The organism is Vibrio sp. Isolate22 (assembly GCF_022398115.1).
Taxonomy (GTDB): Bacteria; Pseudomonadota; Gammaproteobacteria; order Enterobacterales; family Vibrionaceae; genus Vibrio.
Genome location: NZ_JAKEUW010000002.1, coordinates 133,183 through 149,106 on the forward strand (window position 1 = coordinate 133,183; position 15,924 = coordinate 149,106).

The following is a 15,924-nucleotide window of genomic DNA, read 5'->3' on the forward strand; positions in this document are numbered from 1 at the left end:
CATATATTTTGTGTGAACAATAAAGGTTCACTAACAACGTCAGTTGGCTAGGTGACCCTCGGCTTAAGAAGGGTCACCATTACTAATGCAGCATACGTGCCAACTTTTAAAACACGTATTTACTACGCATCTGGACACGTATTAGCCGTAAATTCTTGTTTGTTTTGCAAACTGGAATTGCAAATTGCAAAAATCCACAAAAACGCTAGTGATTATGTTGTTATTAAAAAATCATTAAAGATTCGTTACCCTTCCTCTAAAGTCCAATTTATCAATAGATTCAACAGTTTTACCCTCACTTACCACACTCTCAAATTGCAAAATAACAGGCATAAAAAACGCGAACATTGAGATTCAATATTCGCGTTTATTCGATTTCTATGACAGAAAGAACTTAGCCAACGAGACGCCTTTTTATAAAGCAACTCTCGTTCAGTATCTCAGCAAAGATAACTTCTGAGGAGCTGGCTTAGAGCGGCTTCGAGATGGCTTGTTTGTCGAAGGCTTGCTTCCTGCTGGCTTGTTCGATGACTTGCTTGGGCCATAGCTGCCACCGTACCCCGACTTCTTAGGTTTACCTGCTGGCTTGCCTGTATTGTTTGACTGACCTGAGCTTTTTGGCTTGCCAGAACCGTTTGCTTTACCTGCACTGCTTGGCTTGCTTAAAGTATTTTGGTTACCTGCTTTGTTCGCAGAAGGCTTATTACCTGCACTACCGCGCTTGAAGTTGCTGCCGTTGTTTCTTACAGACTTATCTTCGCCCGCTGCTGCATTATTTTCGGCAGGTTTCTTACCAGATGTTGGCTTACGCTTTGGCGCAGAACCTGTACCCGATACGTGACGCTTGTTCTTGCCTGCTGGCTTGTGACCACGAGCGTTGTCACCAGAACGTTGACCGTCTGCATGTTCACGTGGTTGTTTCGCTTTCTTCGGCTTCTTAGGCTTAATCGGACGTGTATCCAAACGAGACTCTGGCAGCTTGTTTACTGGCGAGAAGCCTTCAAGTTCACGACGCTCTAGCACTTGTTGAATCAGGCGTTCAATACCGAACAGTTCACCCACTTCATCGGCACAAACCAATGAGATAGCTTTACCCACTTCACCTGCACGGCCTGTACGACCAATACGGTGTACATAGTCTTCTGATACATGAGGAAGGTCGAAGTTAACCACTTGAGGCAGTTGTGGAATATCGATACCACGTGCTGCGATGTCTGTTGCTACAAGTACTCGAACCTTGCCCGTTTTGAAGTTCTCTAGGGCTTTAGTACGTGCGCCTTGGCTCTTATTACCGTGAATCGGCGCAGCAGTGATGTCTTGCTCTTCAAGGAAACGAGCAAGCTTGTTAGCACCGTGTTTTGTTTTGCTGAATACCAGCACTTGTCGCCAATCATTGTCTTTGATTAGCTTCGCTAGCATTGCGCTCTTTTTCTTTTTATCTACTGGGTAGATGCTTTGCTCAACGGTTTTCGCCGTAGAGTTTGCTGGGCTCACCGAGATCTCAACTGGGTTATTCACCAAGCCTTTTGCCAAGCTACGGATGTCATCAGAGAAGGTCGCAGAGAACAGTAGGTTCTGACGTTTCTTAGGCAAGAAAGCCAAGATCTTACGGATATCACGGATGAAACCCATGTCTAGCATACGGTCCGCTTCGTCTAGCACTAGGATCTCTAGTTGATCGAAACGCACTGCATTTTGATTATATAGGTCAAGTAGACGACCCGGTGTTGCCACCAGCACATCACTACCTTTACGCAATTTTTGCATCTGAGGGTTAATTTTCACGCCACCAAACACAACGGTAGAAGTCAAAGGTAAGTTAATACCGTACTTAACTACGCTGCCATTCACCTGCGCAGCAAGTTCACGAGTTGGAGTTAACACAAGTGCACGAACTTGATTCTGACGTACGCGAGTGCCTTTTGATAAGATTTCAAGAATAGGTAGCGTGAAGCCTGCAGTTTTACCTGTACCTGTTTGAGCAGCGGCCATTACATCTTTGCCCGTTAGGACAGCTGGTACGGCTTTCTCTTGGATTGGTGATGGCTTATCGTAACCTTGTGCTTCAATAGCTTTAAGGATCGGTTCAGAAAGGCCAAGGGAGGTAAAACTCATAGATTATTTTCTCAGTTGAATAACATTTAGTATGAGCAACACGGTAAAAATGGCGTTGCTACAGCTTTTGCTGATCAGATGATTGATACGGAGCAAAGCGCGGTATTCTGAGGCTTTTCCCCACATTCAGCAACTAAATTCTAATCGCAACTAAGATTCTGTCGAGGTTATCTGGCGCTTCTGCTCGTACATTTTTTCATCAGCGGCTTTTAAAAGGCCATCCACATCGTTGAAGCTGTCGTTATAAACAACCCAACCCACACTGATTCTGAGATAGATAGAGTGCGTTTCATAAATCACAGGTGTTTCGCAGATCGCGCCTTTCAGTTTGTTGGTAATCGATGCCACATGTTCTTCATCGATAATGCGTGGCAACAAAACGAGGAATTCATCCCCGCCCATCCTCGCGACAATATCTGAGGTACGTAGCATACTCTTAATTCGTTTAGCACACTCAATCAAGACTTTGTCACCTGCGGCGTGACCATAGGTATCATTGATGGCTTTAAAGGCATCTAGGTCGATGTTCACCACCGCAAAGGTTTTGGTTTTCTGCTTTTGTACCGTTTTGAACGCTTGCTTGAGGCTATACATGAAGTAACGACGATTAGGTAGCATCGTCAACTCATCGTGCATTGAACGGCTATCCGAAATGCGATAGAGCCTGTAAATCATGATGTAAGCCACTGCTAGAATCAGCATTAGGGTGTAACCCACTAACCTCACCCCATGAACACGGTACCAAGGCACATCCATTAGCACATGTTCATTGCCCGACAATGCAAGGTACCAGCCACCATAAGGGAAGTTCACCTGCTCTGTCGTAAACGCATTGGAGAAGACACTTGGCTTGCCATAGAAAACATCGCCCTCTTTACCGGCGCTGTTGGTTCCACGTATTGCCAATTCGTATTTCTTCTCAATCTTGCCGATACCCACATCTTTCAGCAGTGCATCGAGATCAATCACTGCACTCGACACGCCCCAATAGTCTTGATTAAAGGGAGGATCTCTAAAGATAGGCGTGCGCGTTATCAAGGCTTGACCACCTTGAAACAGGTCAAATGGTCCCGCGATAAAGGTATTGCCGATGTTGCGCGCGATTTCTACCGACTCCCATTGGCTTGGATAGTCACGGTAATCAATCCCGAGGATCTGTTCATTGCCTTCCATTGGATAAACGAAATTAAGTACATCGTTTTCAGCAAGACCAATCAAGCGAATATGGAAGCCGTCACGGATAATGTTCTGCGCGATCTGATCCCACGCCTTCTGATCCCCATTAGGATTAATAGTCACCAGAGTCGAGAAATTATTGAGGATATACATGTCCGACACGATCGTCGCTTCTATGCGAGATCGAATAATCGAGAGCTGCTTTTTTGCCTCAGAATAGGATTCATTTTTAAGATAGGTTAATTCCTTGGCGTGAAAAAGCTCGATAGCACTCACTACCACTAGGAAAAACAACAAAGATAATAATTTGGCAGGCAATTGCTTGCTAGAACCACTTGGCATTCACGAACCTCTAACACTTTTGTTCTGTTTACTGCCTTAAATCGGCTCATTTCTGGCTAATTCTTTCAGTATGCCGACAAGCAGTTAAAAATCCACACTTTGCGTTGGGTCTCATTTCATTATTGAGCGATTCATCACTTCACTGTGAGTTAACTACACTGATTAATAAATCAAAAAACCTTAATGAACCTTTTAAAGCTTACATTGTATTGACCCAAACCTTACATTAAAGGATTCATCAGTGTTATTTTATACTTACAATTAATCAGCTTGGTACCTTACAAACATGAAGCTAAAATCTCTCACTCTGTGCACTTTGTTATCTGCCTCCGTCGCAGCAGCGTTTCAAGTACAAGCAACTTCTGACGAGCAACAGACTGTTAACGTACAAGAGCGTGTTAACATACAAGAGAACAAACAAGCAACAAGCGTACCAAATGTTCAATCACAAGCTGATTCTCTCTACTCTCAAGAACAATCTTTCAAACAATCCGCAGATTTGATTCGCACCACCTACGAAAGCCAACTCTTTACCCTGCCAGCATTCAAAGAGGGTCACTATGGTTTGCGTATGTATCGACAAACATTAGACGACAAATATTCTGCTGCGGTGTGGAGTGATATAGCGCGTGTATCAAGCAAGCTCAGCCGCCTATCGAATGATGTTCACACCATGGAACAAATCGTACTATACTCAGAGAAACGCGTGGCTTCTTATGTCGGCGACGACGATGAACGCAGTGTTCGACGCTACAACATCACTAAGCACATGCCTGAGTATCTGTACCTCGGTGTCGACCTTCTGGGTTCTATGGCGCGCGCGAACGAATACGGCTTGGAACACAAGAACGATGCCAAACTGCGTGAAATCATTCGTCGCTATGACTTCTCTCGCTACGTAACCAATGAAGACATGGTGAAAGCGTGGGCCGCTCAACTTGCAAATCAAGTGTACTGGCTGCGTCAGTTGGGAGAGCAAGATGTGGTTGATGAGTTCGTTGATACCTTCAAAAAAGCGTACCCAGACGACAAAGACAAGAAGCTCTCAAGTCAGCAATACGGTAATAAAATCTATGGTATGACACATGTGATCTTTGGTGACTCGGAATACTACCAACACCAAGTAAGCGAGCAAGAACACCAATGGATCTACGATTACTTCAGAGAGAACATCGATACCATTCTACTACGAGCGAAAGAAGATGTGATTGCTGAGGTTGGATTAACCTTCTTATTGGCAGGTTTAGAATATGATCCCGTTGTAGAGAAAACTCGACTCGCGATTCAAGCTTCAATCGATGAGAAACAAGGCATGATCCCTTCAATTACTGGCGATTTTGACCTTGAGTACGGTGAACACCGCAATGTGCTAGCAATCATGCTACTCGATTGGCAACAAGTGAATGAAGCACCGACTTATGAAGGTAACCCTAAGGTATTTACTAATATCCCTTACGGGCTCATAAAAAACCAACCGCTGAAGAACTAGCAGCAATATCTAGGTTGTTTAGAACCCCAAAAGCCGCATGCCTTCCTAGGCCTGCGGCTTTTTAAATTCTTACCACACCATCACACAGGTTCTGGGGAGACTTTGTTCATCACTATCGTGAAATCCCCTTCAGCGTAGCCTTCTATCAGAGAGACATCATCACACAACGTTTTACAGAAGCGATACACGCCCTGAGGGTGATAACTCATTAAGGTGTTACGCGAAGGGTATTTGCTTGAATTGAGAAGATTAAAAATCACCGTTTGATTCGCCAATTCAAACATACGAGTGATCATGTTGGTCAGGTAGTCTGAATCACGAGAGATATAATTCAGTGAGCCACTTGCTATAACCACATCGTGTGCTCGGAGATTCATCTTACTCATATCACCCGATAAAAACTGACAACGAGCCTCGGTGTAGCTTTGCTTAGCCTTTTTGAGGAAGTCTGCGTGTTGATCAACGCCCGTGTACGATTGAATGCAATAGATACTGTCGAGCAGTTCAAACAACTCTCCGTAGCCACAGCCTAAATCCAAAACACTTTTTTTCTCAAAATCGGCTGAGCGAGCAATCACTTCAAAGCGACATAATTGGCTCTCTTCGCTAGTCCAACCTAAAGACTTCGCTTTATCACCATTCGAACGGTTAGTCTGCTTTCGGTGATACCAATACACCTTAAAACGATCACGCCAGTGCATTACGAGAAATCCACCCACACTTCACGTCCACTAGCCAACTCTTGGTTATGGTATTGCCATTGGTATTGCGCGAGCAACTTCTCGGTGAGCTCTAGCCCTAAACCAAAGCCCAAATGATTGTCTTCTTCCGCGCCGTCGGTATTGTGATTAACAATGGTGACTTTTAAGCCCACTTGAACGATGTCCACCGTCCCGCTTCCTGTGTGTTGAAAGGCATTACGGGTCAGGTTAGTCAATACAATTCGAGTTAGCCCGACAGGCAATTGGCACTGTGTGTCGTCGCTTTCAAGGTTCACTGCCACATCTTTTCCATTTAATAGATAGGTTAAGTCATGGTTTATCTGTTGCAACATGTCGCCGATATGTATGTTTTCCAACGGCAAATCTTTGTCTTGCTGTCGTGTCAGCCACAATAAGGTTTCAGTCAGGTCTGTCATGGTAAAGCCCGCACGCTTGATTCGGTCTATCACTTCAAGTTGCTTTTCTGGGCTCTTGCCTTTTTGAATCAACTTCTCTAACAGTTCACTGTTGGTTCTTGTCACTGCAATAGGCGTGCGTAACTCATGACTCGCGTAACCTAAGAACTTCTGTTCTCGTTCTAAGCTGCTTTGAACCGAGCTTAAGCTATCACGAATGATGTTAGCCAAAGTGTTCAACTCACTGAAGTGAAAATCGGGAGTGGGTTCATTGAGGTTATCTTTGTCTAACGACTTGGCCCAATTCTTTAGCTGTTCAACAGGCGATGCTACTTTACGTAATATCAAAACTAAAATCGCGAAAAAGAGGACAATCGCGGCTAACGCCGTCAGAAAAATTGTCACAAAGTGAGGCAGTGCTTTGTCGTCTAAGAAATGGTCTTGTTTTTGGTCAAACACAGCAGAAACGTAACGCACTTCAGCTCCCTTCATCACTTTCATGACAAAGTAACCTTCTTTTGGCGGTGCAAAGATTGACTTACCAAGAACCTTTTTTGAGATGATATTTAACTCAACGTTATTCTGCTCAATATGAGTTTGAATACCTTGTGGTAAATCGCTCCATTGCGTTGCAACCGTAAACTCTTGATTGGTCATAGGCTTGCCCGGTTTCACAATCTCTTGCTGAGCTTGAGCAATCATAGAGCCACGCATAGCGACATCCATACCTGAGATAAAGTAATTTATACTCAATGCCGATAGAACCAGAATCGTCGTTACGCCCGTAACCAAAATCGCCAGCAAAACATAGATTCTTAAGCTTGGTCTAATCTTCATCCTTCTGGTTGCTCCTTAATCGCAAACCCTTTACCCGCAATGGTATGAAGTAATTTGTTGTCTTGTTCAGCATCGACTTGTTTACGTAGATTGAAAATATGCACTTTTAAGCTATTACTGTCGGGTTGATCGTCGCCCCACACGCCCTGAATTATCGTCTCTCTTGAGACGGGATTAGGGCTAGAACGCATCAAAACTTCTAATATTTTGAGCGCAGTTGGGGAAAGCTTGAGAGGTAAATTAGCGCGATAAGCTTGATGCTGTTTAAGATCGATCTCCAGATCGCTCACCGATAATCGGCTAACCTGACCACTGCGTCGCTTGGCCAGTACTTGCGCTCGAACAATTAGCTCTTCCATCGCAAATGGTTTGATCAAGTAGTCATCGGCCCCTTTTGAAAAACCCGTCAATTTATCATCTAACGTATCACGTGCAGTCAGCATCAATACTGGTGTGTCGATCCCCTGTGCTCTAAGGTTTTCACAAACCTGCAACCCGTTCATCTTAGGTAGGTTCAGATCGAGGATCACCGCGTCGTAACGATTGGTTTCTATTAGGTTAAGGCCCGCTAAACCATTGGCTGCATAATCACACTGGATGTCTTCTAAATCGAGGTAATCGATAACAGCAGTCGCCAAGTCGAGGTCGTCTTCAACCAAAAGCAATTGAAGCTTATCTGTGAGTTTATTAGTGACGGATTCTGCCATCATGACGACCTCTATTGTTAGTTGTAGTGTAGCTTCGCGGTGATCTTTGTATCTTGATCGGTAATGAACCTAGACCGAAGTTGCCGAGACTCACTCTGCCCCATCAGCCTAGATATCATTAGCTTAGCCACTGTTAAGCCCTTTGTTCAACGCCTTTAACTCGATTTGTAACTTTAAGAATCAGCGACTTAATCTCACACTGAATCATTAATAATGCTGGCGTCAGAATCAGTGTAATAAGTGTTGCAAACAAAATACCGTAGCCTAGCGCCGCTGCTGCAGGGATCAGGAATTGAGCCTGCAAAGACGTTTCACTTAATAGTGGCGTCAAACCTGCGAACGTTGTAACCGATGTAAGTAGAACGGCTCTAAGTCGACCTGAACACGATTCAACAATCGCATCGTGAACCGACTTGCCCTTCTCCTTGATTAACTCGTTAAAACGAGAAACCAACAACAAGCTGTCATTCACTACCACACCGCTCAACGCTAAAATACCGTTTAACGATAGGATACTGATTGTTAAGTCATTCCACCAGTGTCCTAGGATTGCGCCAACAATACCAAATGGAATCGCTGTCATGATGATCACCGGTTGAATGTAAGACTTCAGCGGGATAGCAAGCAGCGTGTAAATCGCAATCATGGCGAGCACAAACATGCTCATCATTGAACTAGCCGTCTCTTCTTGCTCTTCCGTTTCGCCTGCAAAATCGACCGTTAACCCGGGATATTGCGCTTCTAGATTCGGTACTAGCGTTTCTTGCAGTTGATGAACAAGCTCTGCCGGTGCAACGACGTCTTTATCTAGAACCGCACTGATGTAAACAGCTCGTTGACTATCAATACGTGTAATCTCTGAAACTTGGTAATCTGAATGAACTTCCGCAACTGTACTCAAAGGCACCACGGTACCGTCGTTGGTTCTCACGCTCGATTGCTTGATATCCGCAATGGTTTGACGAGCTGATTCTGGGTAACGAACTCGAACTTTCACTTCATCTTTACCACGTTGGAATTGCTGAACTATGTCACCACCAAACGCCTGTAATACTTGCTGTGAAAGGCTTGCCGTATCAAAACCTAACGCACGACCTTGTTGTGTTAATTCGAAACGATACTGAGGCTCGCCAAGATCCAAGTTATGATCAATGCCACTCACACCGTCAATCGCTTGAAGCTTGGTTAAGAACTCATTGCCCGCCGCGGTCACTGATTCTTCATTCCACGATTTCAGTTCCACTTTGAAGTTGTCGACCATCTCCATTTTAGACAAGATTTTAAGCTTCTTAACCCCTTCCATTTGGCCAACAGCCTCTTGCCATGCATCTGCAAACTCGTTCGATGTGTAAACACTGTCACTGTCCAATTCAATTTTCACTTGGCCGGAATCATCGGCATCGGCGATCACCTGAAGGCTAAGCAGTTCCGATGCTTCGTCTTGGGCACCGTATTGCGCTCTCAGAGTTTCATCCGTTTGTGTTGCTGCCGCTTCAAGCACTAACAAGTTTTGCTGTGTTTGACCAAAACTCGCGTCGTTTTGCATCGACATGTCGGCAGTCACTGTGTCGCCCGGCATATCAGGGAAGAATGCCACACGAACCGCCCCCGTCATTGGCAACCCTGCCACCAAGATAAGCAGTGACAAGAAAACCATCACCACGGCATAACGCAGTTTCAGCGCCCATTCAATCACAGGGCAATAGATGCGCTTATTGAACCAACCTAATCCAGTATCGGCAGCATGTTGAACACGAGCCCACAGCCCCTTCTTCTCACTGCGTTTGGTATTAATGTGTGCAAGGTGCGATGGCAGAATGAATTTAGACTCAACCAAAGACAGCAGTAAACAGATAGTCACGACCGTACCGAACTGAGCGTAAATTTGCCCCATTTTGCCTTCAACGTTAGCGAGTGCTAAGAAGGCAACAACCGTCGTTAACACACCGAATATAGTCGGTGAAGCCACCTTCATAGTGCCTCGAATAGTACTGCCTATCGAGTCCCCTTCTTCTTTGCGCGTGGAGTAGATACTTTCCCCGACCACCACGGCATCATCGACCACTATCCCGAGCGCCATAATGAAACCAAAGGTGGTCATTTCATTGATGGTTAACCCCATAAAGGTGTCGGTCATGAAGAACATAGTGCCAAAGAAGACGAACGGTAAGCCCGCTGCTACCCAGAAAGCGACACGCACGTTAAGGAAGACCGCTAACACGATGAATACCAAAGCGATACCGGTGAGCGCGTTCTTCACCAATAGGCTTAAACGGTCTTTGATCATGGTACTTTTGTCGTACCAAGTTTCGATTTCGACATCACTAGGCAGCATGTTGCTGTTTTCCCAACGCTCTACGACTTTCTCTGCTTGTTCAACAATGCTGACGACGTCTCCGTATTCATCCATCACGATCTGGATCGCCATCGCATTCTGTTGGTTATAGCGAGACAGCATGAAGGTGTCGTCGGCAAACATGTCTTCAACGTTGGCAATGTCACCCAGTGTAATTTGAGTACCATCGGTGGTCGTCATCACCGGAATTGCGTTGAAATCTTGGATCTCATACGCCTGTTCCGATACCTTCAAACGAACCGTTTTTTCGCCGTTACGAAGACTAGTAGATATTGCAGCAGAAGACTCCGCATTGATCGCTTCTGAAACGTCAGTCAGAGTTAAGCCGTAAGCTTGCAGCTTATTCTCATCAACCTCGACTGAGATCATAGGATCAGCCTTAGCCTTGATTTCCAAATCACGAATCGAAGACTGACTCAGTAAATCCGACTTAAGTTGCTCGGCTAAGCTTTGAAGCGTTGCTCTGTCTGCATCCCCATAAAGCTGTACCCATAAGGCGTGATCTTGCATACGAGCCTTATCGATCACTGGATTATCAGCACCTGCAGGTAGGTTATTGATCGCATCAACCTTGGTTTTCACGTCGGCTAATAGGGTATCAAGATCGTAAGTGCTCGTTTTCTCAATCGAAACATGGCTACCGTTGGCGTCAGAAGTCGACGTGATGCGCTTAATGCCCGGAACGGTTTCTAACGCATCTTCAATCTTAATCGCAATACCTTCTTCCGCTTGGATAGGGTCACCACTGTCATAGGTTACAGACACTGTCACCACATCAGGTTCAAGGCTTGGAAATGCTTCTTTACGCAGTGAGTTCAGTGATAACAGGCCAATGATGATCACGCCCACTAACAGCAAGTTCGCCGCCACAGAGTTATTCGCGAACCATGCGATTGCGCCAGTATGTGGTTTGCTCGGCGTCTGGTTACTGTCCATTCGGCTATTCGGTTTCAACTCATGAGACATGACTAGCCCTCCGCCTTAGCCAAAACGACCATGCCCGCTTTAAAGCTGCTTAACGGACGCTTAACCACTTGAACACTATCGTCAATTTCCACGCCCAGTTTGGTAGGATCGATGTAAATCAAACCGCCTTTTTCAAACTCAACATCCGCGTTTGATTTAGAAAGCTGACCGCTGTCATCGACGAACCACAGGTCACCCTGCTGCGAAAGTGCAGAAGCTGGAAGCTCCCATAATTGAGTTAATTGTTTGCCTGAAATCGTTGCTTGAACAAACGTACCTGGATAAAGGTCTTTCTCTTGCTCCAAAGGATTATCGACTTTCACTATCAATGAGCGCTGACGCGTGTCTTGTTGTAAATGCTGCTCTACTCGCTCGACATAACCTTGCCATTGGAATTGACCATCAGAACTCGATAGAGTCACTGGCCACGGCTGCTCTTTCAATTGCGAGTTATCGCTGCTTGGCAGGCTCAACCACTGGCTTTCAGAAAGAGGCACAGAAACTTCAACCTCATCGATGCTGTATAACGTAGCGATCTGCGCGCCAGTTTGCGCGTAGCTTCCCGGTTGAACATCACGACTCACGACCAACGAATCGAAAGGGGCAACCAAAGTTGTTTTTTGGAGGTCTTGCTCAGCTTTTACTAGTTCAAGCTTGGCATTTTCTAGAGCTGCTGTTACTTGTGCCAGTTGTGGCTCACGCAACACTAATGGAGAGTCAGGCTCGCCAGACAAACCAGAACGTTGCCATTCAGACTTAGCTTGTTCACCTTGTCTCTGTTCTTCCAATAAATCCAATTGAGCTTGAGCCACATTCGCCTTCGCTTGTGTTACCGCTTGTTGGTAACTTGTCGAATCGATATTGGCGATCACCTCGCCTTGGGCTATCACTTGTCCGGTTTCAAACTGCGAGCTGATCGTTTCTACTCGGCCACCAACTTCCGTTGAAAACATCAATTCGTAACGCGACCTTGCTTCTCCGTAGCCCACAACTTCCGCTTGGTAGTCACCCAATGTTGCGAGTACCACAGACACTTGTTGCTGTTGTGATGCAGCCAAGATCGTCGTTTCAACAGGCGTCATTTCAACAGACTTTGCCCCAATAGACTGAGAGCCAACAGACATAGCTTGTGGCTCTGAAACCGTTAGTTCATTAGTCTTTTCAGGAATTGGAGCCACTTGAGAACCATTGTAAGCAAGAGCAGCAAATATGCTTGAACCAGCAACGAGAGTGATGGCAATTGTGATGGTATTCAGTTTCATGAAGATACTCCTAAGCCCAGAGCTAGGCCTAAATCAATTCGGTTTACGAGACGGTTATAAATGGTTTGTGTTAGCTGCGCTTCAAGGTCGTAGGTTTGTTGCTGAACAGTAAGTAGATCAAAAATGTCGACTAAACCCTGACGGTATTTCTCTTCATAACTGGTGAAACTGCGTTGTGCGCTCACTAATGCGTTTGACAGGTGCTGCTGTTGCAGTGTGAGTGAGGATTCTTGCCCCATTGCGTTTTCCACTTCATTCACCGCATTAAGTAGGGTTTCTTGGTAAGCCCAGTAACTGGTTTCAGTGGTTAGGTCAGCAATCTCAGCTTGTGCTTTCAGCTTGCCACCTTGAAATAATGGTGCTGACACTTGACCAAGTGCGCTCCACAAAGGCCCTGTCAGCAAGGCTTCACTCGGAGAGTCGGCTATGTCAGTTAGGCTCGCTGATAAGCTGATTGATGGCAGCATGGCTTTATATGCCGCATCTGCGCGCAATGCTTCTGCTTCGATGTTGAAGAAAGCGGCTTGCAGATCCGGACGCCCTGCCAAATCTTGCGTCGGCATGTTGTCTAGCGGATTAATGATGGTTGGGAATGAACCAAGTTCCGCAAGCGACAACTCATCATATTCACCACTCCATTGCCCAGTTAACAGAACTAACTCACGTCGGCTTTGTGCAAGCTGCTCGCGGTAGTCCGCTAAAGTTGCCTGAGTCGATGCACTGCTGGTTTTCGCGTTATCAAGATCTTCAAGGCTTCCTAGCCCTGCGCGGTAACGTTCTAAAACCAGCTCTTCGTTGTTTTCTAGAATCACCAAACGCTGCGTTTCAATATCAACAAGCTGCTGCTTCAAACTGATATCAAGCCAGCCTCTCATCACACTCGCGACCAAAAGATCTTGAGCACCCTGAAGGTTAGCCTGAGACGTCGCAATGTCTTTTAAAGCGGCGTTGTTTGTATCTGCAAGCTTCTGCCATAAGTCCAACTCCCAGCCAACCGTGACATCCGTGGTGTAGGTTTCTGTGGTGCTTGAACCGTTGGTACCTTCGTCAGCTTTACCTGAAAAGCTCGCATCTACGGTGGGTAAGCGATCGCCAGACGTCACACCTTGTTGCGCGTAGGCTATTTTGAGCGCTGTGATGCTTTGTTGGAGGCTTGGGCTATTCTGGAGTGCACGCTCAATATAAAGGTCGAGCTCCGGCGCATTCACTAAATCGGTGAGCTGCAGGTTCTCAGCGTCTAGATCTTGTTGAACAGACGCTTGATCACTAGAAGCCTGTTGAATCAGCTCTGAGAGCAAGCTTTGCTGTGTTTGATTAGTACTTTGTTCGGCTAGCGATACGTAATCAGCCTGACTGGTTGAAGTACAACCCATCAAACCAACTAGAGCCAGCGCGATAACGGATTGTTTTAAAGGAAGATTCAATTTCATCTTCTTGTCTCCTGTAAGAATGGAGACAAGATAACGATCTGGAGGTTAAGGGAGGGTTAAGGCGGACGTTAACCCTAAAAGAAAATGCGAAGAGCGTACGTTTAGACTTCTGATTTACGCTTCTGGCTTGCTTGAAAAGAACCCACCGATTTTATAGCCGACTGCATAGCAAACCACAGCGACGGTGACAAATATGAGTGCCGAGAAGAAGTACGCTACTGACGCAGCTACACCGGCTCCCCACACGACGCTAAACACCAAACCGAGGTAAGCCTCTTTTGGCCACTGAGAGATGGGAAACTGAGCACCACCAGCAATAAGATAAACCATCGCAAACAAGCCAATGAAAGTGGTGATAAGACCAATAAGAACGCGCATGTTCATGGGAAGACCTTTGATTAATTGGACTTGGTTGCTTTTGTTCTGGTGAAAACCGATTGTTCTTAATCGAAGCCGAACGTTATTAATCGCAACCTAATGATATTCAAGTATATAGGATAAAACAGGCTTGCTCTATTACTCTTCCGAGTGAGCCTGAAACGCAATAGAAATAATAAGAGAAGTGGTTAAGTCCGAATAAGCTTAACGAGCAAGCACAAAAAAGCGGACACCCTTCTTACGAAAACTCCGTAAGTAAGGTGCCCGCTTTTACTGAATCTAGCTGTTTTTGCTAAATCTAGCTTAAAGCAGGATGAAGATACCCGCTAAACATGCACTCATTAGGTTTGCTAGCGTACCAGCAGCTACCGCTTTCAAACCTAGATTAGCAACTTCAGCACGACGCTCTGGCGCCATCACACCGATAGAACCCAGTTGAATCGCGATAGAGCCGATGTTAGCAAAGCCACATAGAGCAAATGTCACAATCACTTGGCTGTGTTCAGATAGCAGCGCTTTGTTCTCTACGAAGTCGATGAAGGCAACAAACTCGTTCATTACGATCTTCTGACCGATGTAAGAACCCGCCATTAATACTTCATCACTCGGGATACCGATTAGCCATGCTAGAGGAGAGAACAGGTAACCGAAGATAGCTTGCAGCGTAATACCCGCAAAACCAAATGTTTCACCTAGGCTTTCTAGGCCTGTGTTGACCATCGCAATCACACTCACAAATGCAATCAACATAGTACCCACTGCAACCGCGACCTTCATACCGTTCATCGCACCGCTAGCCAAGGCATCAATTACGTTGCTTTGGTCAGCTTTATCTAGCTCAATGTGGTCGTAGTCACTCGGTGTGCTGCGTTCAGGAACAATGATCTTCGCCATCAACAAGCTACCCGGAGCTGCCATGAAGCTTGCGGCAATAAGGTATTTAAGTTCAACACCTAAACCAGCATAACCACCAAGTACACTACCGGCTACCGACGCCATACCACCTGCCATTACAGCAAACAGTTCAGAACGAGTCATAGACTTTAAAAATGGACGAATAAGAAGAGGAGACTCACCCTGAGAAAGGAAGATATTACCTGTCGCAACCAGAGATTCAGCTTTACTTGTACCCAGCAGTTTTTGCACCGCTCCGCCCAAGATTTGAATCACTTTCTGCATGATACCTAAGTAATAAAGCGCAGAGATCAAAGCACTGAAGAAGATAATGATTGGAAGTACGCGAACCGCGAAAATGAAGCCTTCAGTAGCAAGATCACCGAAAAGGAAAGCAATACCAGCATCTGCAAAACCAAGCAGGCTAGAAACACCGTTACTTAGGCTTGTTAGCGCTAATTGTCCCCATGGGAAATACAATACTAAGGCTGCGAAGCCGATTTGAAGTAGTAATGCACGGATGACCGTTTTCCAGTTAATCGAAGAACGACTTTCAGATAGCAGGTACGCGCAAGCAATCAGTGCAATAACACCGACAAAACCAAATAGAATATTCATAATGTGTCCTAGTAATCCTTATAGAGTGAACATGAGCCAAGCAAATGACATCAAAGGAACAGGACAAAGAACCGCAAGCAAAACGCTACGCGATGAAGGAGCTAACAACGTTAGCGACTGTAACAACGAGTTGTTCATGTAAAAATCACCTTATACAAGCAGTGGAACGTAGCTGGTCCGGTCCGTGGGGTCATTCACATATCCATGTGACGGCTTGTATTGGCTAAGCACCGGCTT

At 45.6% G+C, this 15,924-nt stretch carries 11 protein-coding genes; 1 reads left to right on the top strand and 10 read right to left on the bottom strand.

Features of this window, described 5'->3' with window-relative positions; genetic code table 11:
- Positions 1 to 432 precede the first annotated feature (432 nt).
- Entirely contained in the window at positions 433 to 2,115 is a 1,683-nt protein-coding gene (locus L1D55_RS02055; RefSeq protein WP_239916369.1) for a DEAD/DEAH box helicase, read from the bottom strand.
- A 150-nt stretch (positions 2,116 to 2,265) separates the two neighbouring features.
- Positions 2,266 to 3,633, bottom strand: a complete 1,368-nt coding sequence (locus tag L1D55_RS02060) for a diguanylate cyclase (RefSeq protein WP_239916370.1) — start codon at positions 3,631 to 3,633, stop codon at positions 2,266 to 2,268.
- A 286-nt stretch (positions 3,634 to 3,919) separates the two neighbouring features.
- On the opposite strand from L1D55_RS02060, the gene L1D55_RS02065 reads away from it, so the two are divergent.
- Positions 3,920 to 5,122 (top strand): DUF3541 domain-containing protein, encoded by a 1,203-nt coding sequence (locus L1D55_RS02065; RefSeq protein WP_239916371.1) that lies wholly within the window; start codon positions 3,920 to 3,922, stop codon positions 5,120 to 5,122.
- An 80-nt stretch (positions 5,123 to 5,202) separates the two neighbouring features.
- Here L1D55_RS02065 and L1D55_RS02070 read toward each other — a convergent pair whose 3' ends face one another.
- The 8 genes from L1D55_RS02070 to L1D55_RS02105 form a co-directional block, all read right to left on the bottom strand.
- Positions 5,203 to 5,823 carry a class I SAM-dependent methyltransferase gene (locus L1D55_RS02070; RefSeq protein ID WP_239916437.1) on the bottom strand — a complete coding sequence of 207 codons (621 nt, stop codon included), beginning with the start codon at positions 5,821 to 5,823 and terminating at the stop codon, positions 5,203 to 5,205.
- The gene (locus L1D55_RS02075; RefSeq protein ID WP_239916372.1) at positions 5,823 to 7,076 is read right to left on the bottom strand and encodes a HAMP domain-containing sensor histidine kinase; all 1,254 of its coding nucleotides are present in this window, start codon (positions 7,074 to 7,076) and stop codon (positions 5,823 to 5,825) included. Before L1D55_RS02075 ends, L1D55_RS02070 begins: the two co-directional genes overlap by 1 nt.
- Positions 7,073 to 7,783 carry a response regulator transcription factor gene (locus L1D55_RS02080; protein ID WP_239916438.1) on the bottom strand — a complete coding sequence of 237 codons (711 nt, stop codon included), beginning with the start codon at positions 7,781 to 7,783 and terminating at the stop codon, positions 7,073 to 7,075. The genes L1D55_RS02075 and L1D55_RS02080 overlap by 4 nt, the downstream gene beginning before the upstream one ends.
- Before the next feature lie 133 nt (positions 7,784 to 7,916).
- Entirely contained in the window at positions 7,917 to 11,105 is a 3,189-nt protein-coding gene (locus tag L1D55_RS02085) for an efflux RND transporter permease subunit (RefSeq protein ID WP_239916373.1), read from the bottom strand.
- Between the two features lie 2 nt (positions 11,106 to 11,107).
- Positions 11,108 to 12,367, bottom strand: a complete 1,260-nt coding sequence (locus L1D55_RS02090) for an efflux RND transporter periplasmic adaptor subunit (protein ID WP_239916374.1) — start codon at positions 12,365 to 12,367, stop codon at positions 11,108 to 11,110.
- The gene (locus tag L1D55_RS02095) at positions 12,364 to 13,797 is read right to left on the bottom strand and encodes a TolC family protein (RefSeq protein ID WP_239916375.1); all 1,434 of its coding nucleotides are present in this window, start codon (positions 13,795 to 13,797) and stop codon (positions 12,364 to 12,366) included. The genes L1D55_RS02090 and L1D55_RS02095 overlap by 4 nt, the downstream gene beginning before the upstream one ends.
- 114 nt (positions 13,798 to 13,911) lie before the next feature.
- Complete coding sequence (locus L1D55_RS02100; RefSeq protein WP_215403692.1) at positions 13,912 to 14,181, bottom strand: hypothetical protein; 270 nt, start codon at positions 14,179 to 14,181, stop codon at positions 13,912 to 13,914.
- A gap of 297 nt (positions 14,182 to 14,478) precedes the next feature.
- Positions 14,479 to 15,687 (bottom strand): NupC/NupG family nucleoside CNT transporter, encoded by a 1,209-nt coding sequence (locus tag L1D55_RS02105; RefSeq protein WP_086712549.1) that lies wholly within the window; start codon positions 15,685 to 15,687, stop codon positions 14,479 to 14,481.
- Positions 15,688 to 15,924: the final 237 nt, after the last annotated feature.

Bases quoted from the DNA above. Each gene is read 5' to 3' on its own strand.
- L1D55_RS02055 (WP_239916369.1), bottom strand. From the start codon at position 2,115: ATGAGTTTTACCTCCCTTGGCCTTTCTGAACCGATCCTTAAAGCTATT.
- L1D55_RS02060 (WP_239916370.1), bottom strand. From the start codon at position 3,633: ATGCCAAGTGGTTCTAGCAAGCAATTGCCTGCCAAATTATTATCTTTG.
- L1D55_RS02065 (WP_239916371.1), top strand. From the start codon at position 3,920: ATGAAGCTAAAATCTCTCACTCTGTGCACTTTGTTATCTGCCTCCGTC.
- L1D55_RS02070 (WP_239916437.1), bottom strand. From the start codon at position 5,823: ATGCACTGGCGTGATCGTTTTAAGGTGTATTGGTATCACCGAAAGCAG.
- L1D55_RS02075 (WP_239916372.1), bottom strand. From the start codon at position 7,076: ATGAAGATTAGACCAAGCTTAAGAATCTATGTTTTGCTGGCGATTTTG.
- L1D55_RS02080 (WP_239916438.1), bottom strand. From the start codon at position 7,783: ATGGCAGAATCCGTCACTAATAAACTCACAGATAAGCTTCAATTGCTT.
- L1D55_RS02085 (WP_239916373.1), bottom strand. From the start codon at position 11,105: ATGTCTCATGAGTTGAAACCGAATAGCCGAATGGACAGTAACCAGACG.
- L1D55_RS02090 (WP_239916374.1), bottom strand. From the start codon at position 12,367: ATGAAACTGAATACCATCACAATTGCCATCACTCTCGTTGCTGGTTCA.
- L1D55_RS02095 (WP_239916375.1), bottom strand. From the start codon at position 13,797: ATGAAATTGAATCTTCCTTTAAAACAATCCGTTATCGCGCTGGCTCTA.
- L1D55_RS02100 (WP_215403692.1), bottom strand. From the start codon at position 14,181: ATGAACATGCGCGTTCTTATTGGTCTTATCACCACTTTCATTGGCTTG.
- L1D55_RS02105 (WP_086712549.1), bottom strand. From the start codon at position 15,687: ATGAATATTCTATTTGGTTTTGTCGGTGTTATTGCACTGATTGCTTGC.